This window comes from Teichococcus oryzae (assembly GCF_008386565.1).
Classification (GTDB): Bacteria; Pseudomonadota; Alphaproteobacteria; order Acetobacterales; family Acetobacteraceae; genus Pseudoroseomonas; species Pseudoroseomonas oryzae.
On sequence record NZ_VUKA01000005.1, the window covers coordinates 1 to 16,050 of the forward strand.

The 16,050-nt window shown below is 62.3% G+C and carries 14 protein-coding genes and 1 pseudogene; 8 read left to right on the plus strand and 7 right to left on the minus strand.

Features of this window, described 5'->3' with window-relative positions:
• The coding region (locus F0Q34_RS11850; RefSeq protein WP_149812438.1) for a DUF3141 domain-containing protein at nucleotides 1-387 on the plus strand (387 nt) is incomplete at its 5' end.
• Nucleotides 388-509: 122 nt separating this feature from the next.
• The gene (locus F0Q34_RS11855; protein WP_149812439.1) at nucleotides 510-863 is read left to right on the plus strand and encodes a hypothetical protein; all 354 of its coding nucleotides are present in this window, start codon (nucleotides 510-512) and stop codon (nucleotides 861-863) included.
• A 29-nt stretch (nucleotides 864-892) separates the two neighbouring features.
• On the opposite strand, the gene F0Q34_RS11860 is transcribed toward F0Q34_RS11855, so the two are convergent.
• The 5 genes from F0Q34_RS11860 to F0Q34_RS22320 form a co-directional block, all read right to left on the minus strand.
• Complete coding sequence (locus tag F0Q34_RS11860) at nucleotides 893-2,134, minus strand: HlyD family secretion protein (protein ID WP_149812440.1); 1,242 nt, start codon at nucleotides 2,132-2,134, stop codon at nucleotides 893-895.
• A gap of 3 nt (nucleotides 2,135-2,137) precedes the next feature.
• Complete coding sequence (locus F0Q34_RS22035; RefSeq protein ID WP_206668002.1) at nucleotides 2,138-2,632, minus strand: hypothetical protein; 495 nt, start codon at nucleotides 2,630-2,632, stop codon at nucleotides 2,138-2,140.
• A gap of 438 nt (nucleotides 2,633-3,070) precedes the next feature.
• Nucleotides 3,071-3,925 carry a hypothetical protein gene (locus F0Q34_RS11870; RefSeq protein ID WP_149812441.1) on the minus strand — a complete coding sequence of 285 codons (855 nt, stop codon included), beginning with the start codon at nucleotides 3,923-3,925 and terminating at the stop codon, nucleotides 3,071-3,073.
• Between the two features lie 658 nt (nucleotides 3,926-4,583).
• A complete protein-coding gene (locus tag F0Q34_RS11875) occupies nucleotides 4,584-5,039 on the minus strand; it encodes a hypothetical protein (protein ID WP_149812442.1) in 456 nt (151 codons plus the stop codon).
• Entirely contained in the window at nucleotides 5,036-5,320 is a 285-nt protein-coding gene (locus F0Q34_RS22320) for an SDR family oxidoreductase (protein WP_306419391.1), read from the minus strand. Before F0Q34_RS22320 ends, F0Q34_RS11875 begins: the two co-directional genes overlap by 4 nt.
• 454 nt (nucleotides 5,321-5,774) lie before the next feature.
• Here F0Q34_RS22320 and F0Q34_RS11885 point away from each other — a divergent pair, with 454 nt between their 5' ends.
• Nucleotides 5,775-6,821 carry an AI-2E family transporter gene (locus F0Q34_RS11885; protein ID WP_161600846.1) on the plus strand — a complete coding sequence of 349 codons (1,047 nt, stop codon included), beginning with the start codon at nucleotides 5,775-5,777 and terminating at the stop codon, nucleotides 6,819-6,821.
• 48 nt (nucleotides 6,822-6,869) lie between these two features.
• Here the strand turns inward: F0Q34_RS11885 and F0Q34_RS11890 are convergent, their stop codons facing one another.
• Complete coding sequence (locus F0Q34_RS11890) at nucleotides 6,870-7,817, minus strand: helix-turn-helix domain-containing protein (protein ID WP_161600847.1); 948 nt, start codon at nucleotides 7,815-7,817, stop codon at nucleotides 6,870-6,872.
• A 756-nt stretch (nucleotides 7,818-8,573) separates the two neighbouring features.
• Between F0Q34_RS11890 and F0Q34_RS22325 the strand changes: the two are divergent.
• The 3 genes and pseudogenes from F0Q34_RS22325 to F0Q34_RS11905 form a co-directional block, all read left to right on the plus strand.
• A pseudogene (locus F0Q34_RS22325) lies at nucleotides 8,574-9,014 on the plus strand (transposase); the annotation flags it as partial.
• Between the two features lie 300 nt (nucleotides 9,015-9,314).
• Nucleotides 9,315-10,103, plus strand: coding sequence for a hypothetical protein (locus tag F0Q34_RS11900; RefSeq protein WP_149812446.1), 789 nt, complete (start codon nucleotides 9,315-9,317; stop codon nucleotides 10,101-10,103).
• A gap of 297 nt (nucleotides 10,104-10,400) precedes the next feature.
• Complete coding sequence (locus F0Q34_RS11905) at nucleotides 10,401-10,787, plus strand: hypothetical protein (RefSeq protein WP_149812447.1); 387 nt, start codon at nucleotides 10,401-10,403, stop codon at nucleotides 10,785-10,787.
• 57 nt (nucleotides 10,788-10,844) lie between these two features.
• Here F0Q34_RS11905 and F0Q34_RS11910 read toward each other — a convergent pair whose 3' ends face one another.
• Complete coding sequence (locus tag F0Q34_RS11910) at nucleotides 10,845-12,080, minus strand: patatin-like phospholipase family protein (protein ID WP_149812448.1); 1,236 nt, start codon at nucleotides 12,078-12,080, stop codon at nucleotides 10,845-10,847.
• A 488-nt stretch (nucleotides 12,081-12,568) separates the two neighbouring features.
• Between F0Q34_RS11910 and F0Q34_RS11915 the strand changes: the two genes are divergently transcribed.
• Together F0Q34_RS11915 and F0Q34_RS11920 are read left to right on the plus strand one after the other, a co-directional pair.
• Nucleotides 12,569-13,171: a hypothetical protein gene (locus F0Q34_RS11915; protein ID WP_149812449.1), complete on the plus strand. Its 603-nt coding sequence runs from the start codon at nucleotides 12,569-12,571 to the stop codon at nucleotides 13,169-13,171.
• A gap of 146 nt (nucleotides 13,172-13,317) precedes the next feature.
• The gene (locus F0Q34_RS11920) at nucleotides 13,318-16,029 is read left to right on the plus strand and encodes a decarboxylase (protein WP_149812450.1); all 2,712 of its coding nucleotides are present in this window, start codon (nucleotides 13,318-13,320) and stop codon (nucleotides 16,027-16,029) included.
• The last annotated feature ends 21 nt before the right edge of the window (nucleotides 16,030-16,050 follow it).

Here is a 16,050-nt window from a genome sequence, read left to right on the forward strand (position 1 = left end):
CAACTCCAATGGTTCATCGGCGCCGTCACTGCCCATGATCCACTAAAATCTTGCCCAGACCAGTCGACGGGGGCTGGCCAGCCCGGCAACGCGTTCCTGGAACGGGAAGATGGCCCGATGCGGCACGTCCTCACCTTCGAGTTCGATGTCGTCATGGAAGGACGTGACCTTCCGCAGCCTCTGATCTACTGGCCGTCTTGCATCAAACCTCCAGCGGATGCGCCCCTTACCGATCCCGGGGCGCGCCCCTTCATCATCATGGATCCGCGTGCCGGCCATGGGCCCGGCATTGGCGGCTTCAAGGAAGGCAGCGAGATAGTGGTACTCACCGGTGCCGGCCATCCCCGCTACTTCGTCGGCTTCCGGCCTGCGTCCGAGCCGGGCTGAGCCATCGAGGACGTGTTCCGCGCCATCATTGCCTTCGCTGAGGAGGTCTGAAGGCGCCACAAGGATACGGAGGGAAAACCCGTTGCGATCGGTAGCGCCGGATCTCCGAAGCAGTCATTGGCATGTTGGAGGCCTATGGCCGCCAGCGTGATGAACTGCTCGAGGCGATATTCAGGGACGTCTACGCCGCGCCGGTCGTTCAGTCGTTTACCGGCCTTGCGACGGAAACCATGCCTCCGCGCCAGCGCCCAGGCGGTGGCCTGGAGGATGCTCGCCTCGTGGCGCTCGCCGTTGAACGTTTGCACGCAGCGATGAAGCAAGGCGGGCTGCACGAAACGGTGCTGCGTGCCTTGCTATGGGTAAGATTGCCGACAGCCAACGCGGATGAGCGGTCCTTTGCCTTCATCCGAGGCGAGAGAGGCCAGGAGAGAATACCATTTGCCGAATTCGAGCGTATCCTCCGCCAGCAGTTCTAGCTTCTTGGCGAATAAATCGCATGAACTGTTTAGTGGCCACCCAGTACGAGGGTCTTGAACGGCAGCAGGACGGCCTGAATGCGTAGTAGGATGGCATGCACGAGTCCAACGGCATCAATGACATGGAGCGCGACCCACTTGCCCGAGCTGATCCTGGGGTCCGATAGCTTCTCGTGGTTCGTGGTGTAGGCGTTTGCGATACAGCTGCTGCCGGGCACCACACCGTCAAGGCCCCCCTCGTAGAGTGGCTCTAGCGTCACCAGAATGGTGCCAGGCTGCCGAAACTGCTGAAGCTCGAGCAATTGATCGGTGCTGCGAATCTGGCCAGAAGCGATGTAGCCCTGCACATTCGTCACGACCATTGGAATGATGGTCCATGGCAGCGAAGCGCAGGTCGCCTCCGCGGGCATGCCAGCGCGCATCACCTGCGCCTCGATCTGGCCGAAGCCAGCGGCAAGACCAATCTGCCTGAGGCCGCGGCCCTCAGGCACCAGCACGCCCGCCGGACGCAGGATCGGATTTACAATATCGCCAACTTGCAGGAGGAATTGCTCGACACGGCCAGTTACGCCGGCACGCACCACGGTCTTCGCAAGGGCTGCGTCCGCCTCCTCCATGGCCGCCACGGCGCTCGCATGCTGGGCAGGCAGTTGCTCAGCCAATCGCGCCTCGACCACCTGGCGCGCCGCACGGGCCGCAGCGACGCCGGCTTGTCGAGTTTGCACCAACACCGCGATCCGCTCCAATTCGCGCCGCGCGACCACGACATTCGGGGCGCTTCGGTTGAGTTCCGCCTTGGTGGCGTACTCATCCTGGGCCTGCTGCAGAGCGCCCTGGGCTTCCAGTATCCGCGCGTCAGATGCAGCAAGATCGGCACGTGCCAGCGCAACGGCCGCGTCCACTTCGGCGATGGCGCGGCGTGCTGTCTCGACAGCGGTGCGCTGGGTCGAATCCTCCAGGCGGAACAGCGGCTGGCCTGCCTCCACGCGTTCGCTGCCGCGGACGTAGATCTCCGCCACCCGCCCGACTGATTCCGAGATGATCGGCACGCTGCGAAAGACGGCAGTGACATATTGAGTTGCCGGATGGTAGTAGAAGATGAGGGTGATCAGCGAGACCGTGAGCAGCAGGCAGGAGACGATGCCCCAGCGCAGCTCGAACCATACCGAGAAGAGCGTGATCTCGCGCCCTATGCGCTTTCCCTGGGCGTAACGGCGATAGAGATAGTCCGGAAAGATCGTCAGCAGAGAGCATACAAGCAGTTCCAGCATGGCTCAGGCCTCATGGCGCGCGCGCGGGATCTCAGCTGCGCGCTGTGGCGGTACGAAGTCCGTGGCATGACGTTCCGCCAGCTCCTTCTTTGCGTCGTGGCTCTGCGTCGGGACGGCGGCGGCATCCTCGCCGATGATGTCGCCTGCGCCTGGCTTCAGGCCGGCCATTGTTTCCGCCGAACCAGCGATGCGGCGCAGCGGTCCGGTGAAATCAGGTAGGTCGATCAAGGCGAGAAGCAGGCCCATCACCCAGAAGATGTGCATGTGCGTGAACAAAGCGAGCAGGCCCAACACGGCGACAATCTCGAACTGCAGCTTATGTCCGCGATGGGCCATGCGCTCCGGCAGCGTATGCAGCCGCAAGAAGAGCAGGCCGAAGGCTAACATCGTGAGGACCAGGAAGATGCCCGTACCTACCAGCACCGGGTCCGCCCCATCGGGTCCGGGGAGGAAGAATGGCAGGTGAGGCGGCGCCGCAGCGTGGGGAGACGTTTCCAACAGCCTGTCCCTTGGAAATAGCATGCCTGGGTCGATTGATCTGACGAACCGCCCCATCCGCCGGGTTAGGACTCTCGCCGCATTCACGACCGATAGTGGCGCAGTTCAACCGCATCCACCGGAGTTGGGATGGCTCTCCTTCATTTCGGCCGAAGCCGCAGCATCACCGATGGCCAGAAACATAGCGCTCACGGGACCGTACCCTTTCGGGAATCATTATCAGGATTCTTTTGCAATCTCGTTCCGGCCGCCGGCTGCTCGCCTGGTACCCATGAGCGGGCAGCACAACCCTTGTGATCACTTGAGTGGAATGCGCGATGGTCTGGCGTGCAGACCTTCACGTGATCCTGTGATCGGCAGCGGGCAGTTGGTTGCCGCCGCTCCTCTCGCGGTGCTCTCGCACGAAGCAGCCCCTCTAACGACGCGCGTAGCTGCGGCCTACTCCGGCGTGCTTGGGTGTCGAGGGACTATGCCTGGCACAGCGCATTCCATGGCCAGCCGGCGCAGCTCGAGGTAGTGCTCAGGCCCGATGCCGAAGCTCATCTCGATAGCAGCCCTGAGCCGCTTCGGTGTCACATCGATGGCGGTACAGAGATCTTTGGCGCTTCTAATTTCCCCTCCCTCCGCTTTGAGGAGGTCCTCAACCGCCCGGACGATGTGTTGTCGCCCCTGCACTATGGCTTTGCTCCTTGCAGCATCACTCTGACGCGCGGTAGCAAGAAGCTCCCGTAGCGCCTCCAACAGATCGGCCCTTAACCCTCGCATGGCCTCGGCGACCGTTAACGCCTGTGGGTCCTCAAGGCCAATTTGCGCGGCCGCTGTTAAGAGGGATGTGGCCTCTGCCCAGTTCCTTGGACTGGCGTGAAGCACCGCATGAGCACCAGCGCGGCGTAATGATGACTGGCACGACCCCTTCAGCAGAGGCTGCAGCGTTTCGGAAGGGAGAACCAGTGATGCCCAGTTGACGCCGTGGCACCCTGCACCGTCATAGCTAGTCCCCGCTCCGAAGACGGCTACGTCGCCCGTCTGGACCATCAGCCCGTTTAGCCGCAACGCCTGGGTCTTTTCTAGCGGCAGCACAAGCCGGGCCGAGCCGGCGCTCAGGCTGCCGGTGAACATCAGGGGCGTAGCGCGGCCTGTTGTCACCACCATTTCGTCAAACCTCAGCAAGGTGGTTTGGGCAGAAAATGGTGGGAGGGCGAAAGGCGTAACAATCAATGAAGTGCCTGGCAGCGAGGCCGCGAACTCGTCGAAGTGATCGAAGGTAGCGTATGATACTCTGTGCGAGTTCATTGGAGCGGCCGGACCCCTGTCTACCAGTCGCGAGAAGCGTATATGAACAACGCCGAAGGACTTTGAAAATTTTCAAAGAACTATCACATGGCCGTTATGACCGCCAGGGGCATAGGCATAGACGCACACGGGATTGCAATGCTTGAGGCCATGTCAATATGACCTTGGCCTTTCGAGGCATTGCCAGGATAGACGACCGCGCTGTGGCCTACGATCCTCAGCGACCGGGACGACTTGATCAAACATGTGAAACAGGTCGATCTCACTGACTTGATGGCAGATCTGCCGCCGGTCCTGGCGCTGGCGTGCGACACGGGCGTCAGCCGCTCCGCGGCACGGCGCTGCCAGATGCGCCATGCCGGGCGGAATGGTCACAGCTGTTCGCTTCACCCAGCTATAAGCACTTAGGCAGGGCCATCGATGTGGTGAGGCACGGCTCGAGTTGAAACAGCCAGCATATGAGAGGAATGCTTCTTGCCCCGCAGAATCCAGTAGGTGTTCAGGCAGTCTCTTTTGGTGGTTTGTACTGCTATCGCCAGCTTGACATTATGTATGACCATATTCCCTAAAGCCTTTTGCACATATGCGGAGAGATGATCTGCATCATCTTGTGCCGTAGCGTCGTTCATGTGCCAAGCTAGGTGCAGACTTTGGTGCCCTACGTCTCGTCGGTGTACTTCCATTGTAAGAAGAAGCCGACATCTCCGGGCATCCCGCCTGGCCAGTCGAGGATCGCCGCGCGGATCTGGAAGCCACGTGGCTCTAACTCCTTCTTGAAGAAATCATATGCGCGCTTGGCGAAGCCTTCGAGTTTCTCATGCCAGTTCTTGTCATGGTTGGTGATGGAACGTCCCCGATCTGGCAACCATTCGGAAGGGAAGCGCAGGACCAGCGCCTGCTTGTCCCCCATGTCGATCGTCTTCCTAACCAGCAATGCGATGCGGTCCAGCGCCTCAGGCTGTACATCGCGTTGGTTGAAGGCTTCGCGCAGCTTGTCCAGTTCCACTTTGGCCGAGGCCTCGAAATCCCGCTGCTTCGCCGCTTCCTCTTCCTTCTTTGATTTCAAGTAGGAGCGCACGGCATCTGCGCTCAGTGAATTGCCGGTGAAGCTCATGTCAGGCTCTCCCGATCCAGATTTGCGTTCACTTGATCAAGGATGTGATACCTGCCGCCGACGTAAAGGGCTTTTCCTGTCATCGCCACAGCATAATCGCTGGCGAGGAAGACGCAGGCGGCACCGACCTCCTCAATGGTAACCAACCGTCGCACCAGCGCTCGCGACGGAGCCTTGGTCGTTAAGCCATCGAAGCCGGATGCAGCGCGAGTTGCAAACGGATCTGAGCTGATTGCGTGGACGCGAATGTCCTTCTGACCGAGTTTCCCGCCATATAGCAGGTGGCGGCTTCTAACGCGGCCTTGACTGGTCCCACTATGCCATAGTCTTCGACAGGATGCGCGGGTCTAGCAGCGCGTATTAGGCGTTCGAAAGGAGCTCTGTCAGGCTGATGGCAGCCGGAGGGTGTGCTTGTCTCTAGCATCGGCAGTGATCCGAGCTGGAGCAAGAAGTCTCGGTGTCAAAAACCTGCTTGCTCGAATCTTGACAGCGGCAAATGAGGCGCGCGGAGCGCCGCCCCCTTAATATAGGCCCGGCGGCAAACGCACGGCGGCGGCAGGAAACAGTGGGCGGGACGGTTCCTCCTTGCTCCCCGCATTGGCAAAGGCGGATCCGCAGCCCGGATGTGCTGCCGCAGGAAAGCCACGAATGAATCGCCCTCCGGAATTGAAAACTGATGTGGCTGACACTCCACCACTCGGCGGTGGGGCGGCATCAGGCGGCGGCATAACGAGCATGATCGAGCGGGCGGTGGTTCTGCTGCTGCTGGGCGGTCTGCTGCTTGGCGTTGCCCTGGTCCTCCTGCCCTTCTTGACCGCCGTCTTGTTCGCAGTCGTCCTGGCAGTTGCCACCTGGCCACTACGGTCCGCGCTCGTGCGTCTCGGTCTGACCCGGCGCCTTGCCGCATTGCTGATGGTCCTGCTGGGCCTTGCCCTGGTGGGGCTGCCATTGCTGGCCACGACCCCGCGCCTGGCGAGCCGGATCGGAGAGGGCGCGCGGCTTCTGCAGACCAGCCTCGCCACACTCCCGCAGGCTCCACCGGACTGGATCAGCGGCATGCCTGTTCTGGGCAAGCGGCTGTCGCTCGCCTGGCACGAACTGGCGGTTGAAGAGGGCGGCCTGCGGCGCGCCGTGGACTCCTATGCGGACTGGCTGATGCACGGCGTCCTGGCCGTGGCGCGCGGCCTTGTGGACAGCATGCTGCAATTCTTGCTGGCTCTCGTGGTCGCCGGGACGTTCTGGGCGAGCGGCGATACACTTGGCAGGGTTCTGATGGATGTGGTCCAGAGACTCGGCGGCGCGCCGGCTGTGGTGGCACTCCAGGCGGCCGGCGGGGCGTTGCGCAGCGTGGCCTATGGCGTTGTTGGAACGGCCTGTTTCCAAGGCGTGGCCATGGGCATCGGGGCTGGCATTTCCGGTGTTCCTGGAGCAATGGCGCTGGGCTTCCTTGTACTCCTCCTGGCGATCAGCCAGATCGGTCAGCTGTTCATCCCGTTCGTCTGGGGCGGCGCCGCCTGGTGGCTCTTCCGCCACGATGCGGCTGGCTGGGGCGCCTTCATGGCTGCATGGGGCCTGCTGCTCGTGTCTGCCAGCGACAACCTGATCCGGCCCTGGCTGATCAGCCGTGGTGTGGAGATGCCGTTGGCGCTCGTGATCCTGGGCGTCTTTGGCGGCTTCATCTCCTTCGGGTTCCTCGGCCTGTTCACCGGCCCGGTCCTGCTCGCGGTCGCCTTTACCCTGTTGCAGGCCTGGAGGGGGGGAGGCTCGCCTACGGTCAAGTGAGGCCGCCTCTCCCTTATTCAGCTAAGGACGGGGCTTGCCTCGGCCGTATCATTGGGCGCGGATGAGCGTTTCCGAGGGCGACTCACCGAACAGGGAGCGGTAATCGTGAGCGAATTGCCCAAGGTGCCAGAAGCCGTGCGACAGCGCCGCTGCCTTGACCGAATGCCAGGGAGTCGAGCCCGACAGGAGCATGGCTCGCACCATGGTCATCCGCCGAAGCTTGAGGTAGCGATGTGGGCTGATTCCGAGTGTTGTCTCGAAAGCCCCATGCAGGCAGGATGCTGAGACGCCCAGCGCGGCGCAAAGCTCGTCCGTATAGATCGGCCGCGCCGGGTTGGCCTGAAGGTAGTCATCGGCCTTACGCACGATCTGCACCCGCAAAAACGGCCTGCTGCGGCGCTGCGGCACATTTCTTTGCAGCGGCGCGAACAGGTTCCGGACCTCGTCCTGAAACGAGGCGCGCTGGGCATGAAGTGTCTCGGCGTGGCCAGGGATGCCCTCGTTCGACAACGAAATCTGCTCGGCGGCGCAAGCGAAGGCTGCCAGTTGCGCATGTGCCCGCCCATCAACCTGCATCACCGGAACGGACCGGTCTTGCCAGAGTCGGCGCTCGCATGGAGGCAAGGGACCTCCGGCTTCCGAGCCGTTGAAGCTCACGAGGGCGCAATTGAGCGCGGCGCGGCTGGCAATCGCAATCGGGCAGCCATCCCCGAAGAGAGCGACCTGGCCCCCGCCGACCGACGCACCGTTCCATTTCACCTTCCCGTCAAGCATCAGGAGAAAGCCGCTTTGATCCTCCGCGGCCTGGCCAAGCAGCAGGACCGGATCGCTGTGGACGATCTCGAGCGTTACACCGTCGAGATCAATGTTTAAGACCGATCCCTTGAACGGCCCCTGACGAGCAGGCACGGCCTCAAGGGCGATGCTCCGGACATGTGCCGCCAGATCTCGCGCCTCGCAAAGCGACCCACTGAGGGCTGGGTGGTCGGGTGTCATTGTGACCTCCGTCCCTGACATTCCCTACGCGGCCTATGCTTCCTGCTCACCCCCCTTCAGGTCACAACTGTGCCTCACGTCCAATATGTTAAAGCTTCGCCGTAAACGTTGCGACCACAATACTATATCAGAATTCAATTGCTATTTTCCTCGACGTTCTTTCATTCAGCAGCAACAAACATGTCCGTTCAGCAATGATGGTGAGATGTTCTACCCGAGCATCCAGCGGTTGGAGCCGCAAGGCCGCGGATGTGCTAAAGTGTTCGTGGTGTCTCGTGGCTTTAATTCCATATCTGCTTCTCTTCTTGTCTGCTGATATGGGAACCACATGCTCGCCGCCTCGCTTCGAGTCACGGCGCCGGGCTCAGGCCGGAAGTCTCACCGCCAGCTTCCGGTGTGTTATCCTCGGCGTCGACACCCTCCTCTAAGCTCGACTTTAGCCATCAGGCTGCGTGACAGAGGACCTGAGCCCAGGCGCGCTTGAGCGCTCGCTGAGGTTCTGCGCCGTGATCTCCGTGCCGAGATGTGAGGAAACCTTGCTCACACCAGATGTGACGCCGCACGGCGGCGAGGGAGTCGCCTGAAGGTCGGGCGTTCCTTGCGGGACCTGGCGCTGCTCGCTGCGGCTTTGCGTTCCGAGGTTCTGAACTAGGCGGCCGGGAAGACGACGAGCGAGAATAGCCCAAGCAGGCATGGCGTTCTGTGGGCGATGGCGAGGTCTGACCACTGCTGCGGGGTCTCGACACCGAAATGCACCCCGAACCGACGGACTGCGGCAAGCCAGGCACCAAGTGCCCCATTGTCACGGACGCTCGCGGCACATCGCTTGGCCTGACCCTGAGCGGCGCCAACCGCCACGACAGCCGGATGCCGGCCGCCACATTGGATGCGGTGCCGCGCGTCCGGATCGGCGGACCCGGCCGACCCTGCCGCAGGCCTCGCAAGCTGCACGCCGAAGGCCCGCGATCATCACCGTTGCCGCCAGGAGTGCCGCATCCGCAGCGTCACTTCACGGCTTGCACGACGCGGCATCGAAAGCAGCCAAAGGCTTGGCAAGCACAGATGGGTCGTTGGGCGGACCTTCGCTGGATCAACCGCTTCCGCCGCCTCACCATCCGCTACAAACGATGCGCTGACATTCACCTGGCCTTCACGTTCGCCAGCGCCCTTTTCTGCCACAACCAGATCCGCAGGTTCCGTCAGGTGCGGCTTGTGTTTGCCGGTTCAGGTGATGGAATTGCGATAGGCTTCGGCCTCGGTATCGCGACGCATCCGGCGTAGCCTCGGGGAACATGGCCATAGGCGGGTACATCATGGCCTGTGGAAAGGAGAGCCATTCCAGCGCCTCTGATGCCGAACCTGCCTCGGGGTGTGGCGCGCGGGCCATACGTGGCCGGCTCGTGCCACACGCCGCGCGAGGATGCTCCCCTCCGTCGAGGCGTGACCTTGGCGCTGAACCCGGCGCTCCTCTCCCTCATAGTGGCGTGGGGAATCTAGATGGATGAATTGCTGGTGGCTCTGTTCGGCAGCGATGCAAGAGCACGCGAGGGTGCACGATTGTTGGCCGCCAGCCATGCCGAAGGCAGCCTTTCGGTTTATGCGCTTGCCATCATCGCCAGGGCACCGAACCGGGTGGGACTGAAGGTCAGCCAGCCCGTTCCCCGAGGCAAAAGCGCCGCCGCTCCGGCCGTTGCCGCAGCCGTCGGCGTGCTCGTGTCCCTGCTCGGTGGACCGGTTCCAGCAGTCCTGCGGACAATCCGGTCAGGACTGGTCAGCACGGTGAGCGAGATCCATCGGGCGGGTTTGAACGCCCGCTTCCTGGAGCAGATCTCGCATGACCTGCAGCCTGGCGGCGCGGCGATTATCGCGGAAGTCGAGGAGGATCAGCCATCGATGCTCGACACAGAGATTGCCATCCTGGGCGGCCATGCCTTCCGCCATCATCTTGAGGGAACGCTCGCGGTGGTCAAGATCGAGCACGAAGTCGCCGTTTTGCGGAGCGAGGTAGAGAAGCTCCGCGCACAATTGCGCGGCGGACAGGATAACGACACGCTCAAGCAATTGTCGCGCGATCGGGACCTGGAGTTGCAGCAGGCAAGGCGCCGTGCTGGAGCACTCGCGGGTGCGTTGCGGCGCGAGGGCCTTGCCAAGGTCGACGTGCTACGCGCGCAGATGGCTCGGCTGGATGGTGGCACGCGCACCATCATCGAACAGCGCGCCACAACCGTGCGGGCGAGCTTCGAGGCGCGTGCATCCTCCCTGGATCAGGTGGCCGAGCATGGCTAGCGGCGCAACCGGAGGGGATCATCAACGCTTCACTGCCTATAAAACATTTCCGATAGTTGTTCCACGGCAGATCAGGGATGAAGCCCGCGACCCTCTGCCTTTCTGGTTTCGGAGGAAGGCCATGCATCGCCGTGCGTTGCCGCTCTAGCCGCCGGCTCCGCCCTGGATCGCCTCATGTCGTTCAATCGATAATGAAGCAACGTTCACGTTGAACGCCATTGCCGAGATGGTGGACTCAGCCTCGCGCGAACTCCTGCTACGGGGTAGCAGCGGTGCGCAGCCGGGCAATTTCTGAGTATGGCGGCCAGCCCGCGAGCGCAGCGCCTCAGCCAGATACGGCCCGGCGATCGGGTGACGGGGTGCCACTATCAGGCGCTGGCCGTTCAGGCGGTCACTCCCGTTCCGCCCAGCAGCCAGCCCTTTGATGGCGTGAACGTTGACCGGCATGAGGCCGCCGGTCGGCCGGGCGGCGAGATTACCCGGGTGCGGCGCCGACAGGTGACCATCACCGCGGTTGATCCAGCGACCAACTCGATCAGCCTTCTCGGCCTCAACAACGTGCCGCGCACCGTTGTGACCGAGAACCCTGAGGTCCAAGCGTTCATTCGTCAGCTGCGCGTCGGCGGCGAGGTCGACCCGGTTTATGATGAGGCAGTGGCGGATTCGGTCGAACCCATGCAATGAGAGCGCGGAATGCTCAGCCCAATTGGATGAGAGCATCCCGAACACCTTCACCACCTTTCAGAATGGCGGTTTCTTTACCCAAGCATCACCGCGCAGCGCGCGCTGGCGACCGTACTCGAAGAGCGGGCGCATGTAGGATTGCTGAAAGGGCTCTTCGTACGGAACCGTGAAGTCACGTCTAATGAATGCAAGGTTGTAGTCCACTTTGTCACGCTCGGCGGCTGCGTAGATCCTCAGCACATCGTTCAGCCCGCTGGCGCTTATCATGGCGGTGATCGCCCGTCCCGCGATACCGATTGTGCGTCGATCGACTAAGGCCCATTCGGGATCCAACTGGCTGTTTCGGATCACCCAGGCCCGCACAGGTGCCAGAGGCAGTCGCCGCGCCGCCCGTTCCCGGCGGAACCGTGAAACACTGGCGGGATAAAGGAAGACCTGGGCAAAAGCGCCACCATCCACGTGCAGTTCCTGATAACGCTGCCCGTCCAGCACCGCGTCGAACAGCACAGGAGCGAACGCGCCCGGAATGGCGGATGAGGCCAGCAGGATCCGCCGCACGGTCTCCAGCGCGCCCGGGTGCCCGCTTTGCGCGATGGCACCAATGTTCCAGATCACCGGCATCTGCGCATCCAGATTCGAGGTCCCGATCAGCAGCAGCCGACCGCCGGCATAAGAGCGGGCGATCTCCGCCAGCATCTCCTCATCAAGGTAACGGGAGATGGTGCGGAACAGTGGGCTGTTATCCGCCATGGCGTCGTTCCAGATGGCCGCCATGTAGCCGCGTTGGACCAGCACATCAGCCAGTGTGATATCAGTGTACACGCTCTTCAGTTTGGCATCCCAGGCACCGCCGAGGAAGGCAAAGGGCGCGCTCAGCGCCCCAGTGCTGATGCCTGTGACCAGGAAAAATGTCGGACGGCCGCCGATTTCCGTCCAGCCATTGAGCAGGCCAGCGCCAAAAGCGCCGTTCTCTCCACCGCCCGAGATTCCGAGCAGGTCCAACTCTGGCAGTGGTGCAGTCTGTGGCAGGCCGCGCGCCATGAGCTGACGTTCGACGGCAGCGACGAATTCCTGCTCGAGCGCCGCCTGCCCAGAGACCTCCGTTGGAAAGAAGCGTTCGTTGGGGACGCCGAGAACCGAAGCGGCACTGGCATGCCCGCGTGGCACGGCGGCGAGTCGCGACGGGATCGAGCAGCCCGGCAGCCCTGCGGTCATCGCCGCGCCGGCGGCAAAAGCAAGCAGCCGGCGCCGGGACAGCAGCGCTGCCCGCAGCACCGATTGAAGCTGGGGCATCGGAGACCTCACGTCTTGAATGAATTTGCGCCAGCGACCTGCCCCTTCCTGATGCGGCAGCCATACCGCGACACGGCTCCGGCGGCCACTCCGCCGCATTGTTGTAAGGATATCCGACGAACGGGAAGCCTGATCGGTATCAGAAATTGGCTTGGCAGACTGAACCCGGCGTGGCCGTGAAGCAGCCACTACTTGCCTGAGATAGCCGCCGCGGCTGCAGGTAGACTGGCCGCCCTGTTGTTCCGGTTGTACTGCGGATGAACTCCGTCCCAAGACGCGGATTCTCGATATCGATGTGGGATGAACACGAACCGAGCCCATTCTACCATCTTGCCGGAAAATGCCCGAGCCTGAGCGATGACTGGACGAGGCACGGCCTGCGTGCAGCCATTGGGATGGATCGACGATCCCGTCTGAGCCGTGCACCGTGCGATCGCACAGCTTCGCGCGGAGGCAGGATGAAAACACAATCCGCAGGAGGGATGCAGATGAACACCGTCCGCCTATTTCCCATGCTGGCCGCAGGAGTAGCACTTCTTGTGGCCCAGGCAGGGTCGTCGGGCGCGCTCGCACAGGCAGCGCAGGCCCCGGGCGCTATGGTGGCCTACACCACCGAAGCCGTCGCAACCATTGAGTCGATCGATCAGCAAGCGCGCAAGGTTGTGCTGCGCGGCCCGGGGGGGAATACCTTCGAAATGCAGGCCGGGCCAGGCGTGGAGAACCTTTCGCGGGTGAAGCAGGGCGACCGTGTTGTCGTGCGCTATGTCGAGGCGCTCGCCGCGAGCCTCGCCCGGCCTGGGCAGGGCGGCGGGGGCACCGCGACCAGTCAAGCTGGCATCGCCCGGCACGCGCCTGGTCAGTCGGCGCCCACGGGCACTATAGGCGACCAGATCCGCTCAACGGTGACGATCAGCGCGATCGACAAGGCGTCGCATGCCGTCACCTTCATCGGTGCGGCCAACCGCTCGCAGACGGTCAGGGTCCAGGACCCGGAGATGCAGCGTTTTGTCGAAACGCTGAAGGTGGGTGATCGTGTTGACCTGATCTACACGGAATCCGTTGCTGTCGCCGTTGATCCAGTTTCGCAGTGAGCACCCTGTGCCATTAGGCGGAAGGGTAATCCTACAGAGTCGATGCCAGAGAACACAGGTTCACTCGCTGCCGCTTCCGGACGCGGCGTGCGGCGACGTTGATCGGTCTTGGTCAGCCCCGGATGCCCGCGCTCGGAGGAATGCCAATGAACTACGAAGCCAAGAAAATTGACCAGTTCCTTCTCCTGCATTCGGCACGTGCGGACGGTTGGCGAGACCTCACCGTGCTGGCCGAGGAATGGGCCTCGGGGTCTGGAAAGCGGTTGCCCTTCGAAGCAGCGCTTGAAGCCATGGCGCCGATCGAGGAATTTCATGCTTATCCAGGCCCGCGCCTCCTAGGTGCCCTGCGTGAACGCATTGCTTCGGACGATGCTGGCGACGCCGCCCGTTTGGCGCGGCGTATCTCTAACGCGCTGCTGACCCATTCTTACCGCGGCCAGCCTGGCGAATGGGACATTGCGGAGGATGCCTCGGCCGCGGAGATCGCGGATGTTCTACCATCAGCTTTCGGCAAGGCGCGGATACACCGGCCTTATCTCGAGGTTCTGTTCGTGAACAGCCAGCCAGCCTCGCGGTGGCCCGCTCTCGCCGCAGAACTCCGGCGGATGCGGCGGCCTGAGGATGCCTTTCTTTATGAGCCAGTCTTCGTTGGATCCTTCGAAGACGCACTCTGCGCGGCCGCCGTCAACCCGGCGATCGCAGCTGTCGTCTTAGCGGAGGGCTTTCCGTACAGGTCTCGCCACGATGCGCCGGCCTTGCGGTCGATCCTAGACCCGCTTGGCGAAAAGGATTCGCGGGACGCTTCTGCCTTGCGTCTTGCCTGCAGCCTGAAGAGAATCCGGCCGGAGCTTGACGTCTATCTGCTTTCCGAGCGGAATGTAGAAAGCCTTGCCGGAAACCCTGAAGCAGAATCGGCGCGGCGCATCTTCTATGCGGTGGAAGAGCCGCTGGAGTTGCATCTCTCAATCCTCGAAGGAGTTGCGGCGCGTTACGAAACACCATTCTTCGATAACCTTAAGAAGTATGCGCGCCGACCGATCGGGACTTTCCACGCGCTGCCGATCGCCCGCGGCAAGTCGGTTTTCAGATCCGACTGGATCCGCGACATGGGCGAATTCTACGGGCTGAACCTGTTCCTTGCCGAAAGCAGCGCAACAACCGGTGGCTTGGACAGTCTCCTGGAGCCGACAGGAAACATCAAGCGTGCGCAGGAACTGGCAGCACGAGCCTTCGGGGCCGATCATGTGTTTTTCGTGACCAATGGCACCTCGACCTCGAACAAGATGGCGGTCCAGGCGCTGCTGGCGCCGGGCGACATCGCCATCGTAGACCGCAATTGCCATAAATCGCATCACTACGGCATGGTACTGAGCGGGGCCCTGCCCTTCTATGTCGAAGCCTTCCCTATGACCGAATACTCGATGTACGGGGCGGTGCCGCTGCAGACCATCAAGCGTGCGCTGCTGGCCCTTCGGGCCGAAGGAAGGCTTGACCGGCTGCGGCTGCTCGATCTCACGAACTGCACGTTCGACGGTCACATGTACAATGTGCGGCGCGTGATGGAGGAATGTCTCGCCATCAAGCCGGACCTTGTTTTTCTCTGGGACGAGGCTTGGTCCGGGTTCGCCCGCTTCTCGCCTTTTCTGCGCCCTCGGACGGCAATGGGCGCGGCCGCCGACATCGAGGCATGGCTGCGCAATCCGGCCTCTAGTGACGCCTATGATGCGCAGCAGCGGGAAGTGGGGGAGGCGCCGTCCGATGAGGTTCTGCTCTCAACCCGCCTTATCCCAGATCCGCGCCGGGTTCGACTGCGGGTCTACCAGACCAACTCAACCCATAAGTCAATGTCGGCGATCCGGCAGGGATCGATGCTGCTGGTCAAGGATGTGGATTTTCACACGGTCGAGGCACAGTTTCATGAGGCGGTCTTCACCCATGCCTCCACCAGTCCGAACCAACAGCTCATCGCCAGCCTTGATGTCGCTCGGCGGCAGATGGAACTAGAGGGTTACGGACTGGTGATGAATGCCATCGAGATCGCATTGAAGATCCGCCGGGCGGTCAACGGGCACCCACTGATCTCGAAGTATTTCCGCGTGCTCGGAGCCGATGAGATGATCCCCGCGGCCTACCGCCAATCGGGCTTCAAGGACTATCTGGCGCCGGGCGCGAGCTGGGCCGATGTTGTGAAGGCGATGCGGGAGGACGAGTTCTATCTCGATCCCACCCGCATGACATTGGTCTGCGGCACGGCCGGCTTCGACGGCACGCAGTTCAAGGGAATCCTGGCCGGAGATTACAACATCCAGGTAAACAAGACTTCCCGTAACAGCGTACTCTTGCAGTCTAATATCAACAATACACGCAGTGATGTTGCCCAGCTTGTGCGCGTTCTGGTGGAGATCTGCCGCGGCATCGAGAACCGCCTTGCGACGGGTGGCGATGCGGAGCGGGAGGGCTTCGAGGCCCGGGTGAAATCCTTGATGACCGATGTCCCTGACCTCCCGAACTTCAGCCGCTTCGATGAGGCCTTTCGCGGGAATGCCGGCCGCACGACGCCGGAGGGTGACATCCGCGCAGGATTCTTCGGTGCCTATGATCCTGCGCTTTGCGAGTACGTTCCGCTCTTCGCCGCCGAGTGTGATCGACGGCTGCAGGAAGGGCCAGAGATGATCTCGGCCAATTTCGTCATCCCCTATCCGCCTGGCTTCCCTATCATGGTGCCGGGACAGGTGCTGACGCAGGAGACGATCGACTTCATGCGCAAGCTCGATGTGAAGGAGATCCATGGCTACGAACGGGTTCGTGGACTGAAGTTGTTGAGGGCGGACGCCTTGTCGGCCCGAGCTAGGCGCTGATCGGCGGCAACCGTCGGGAGA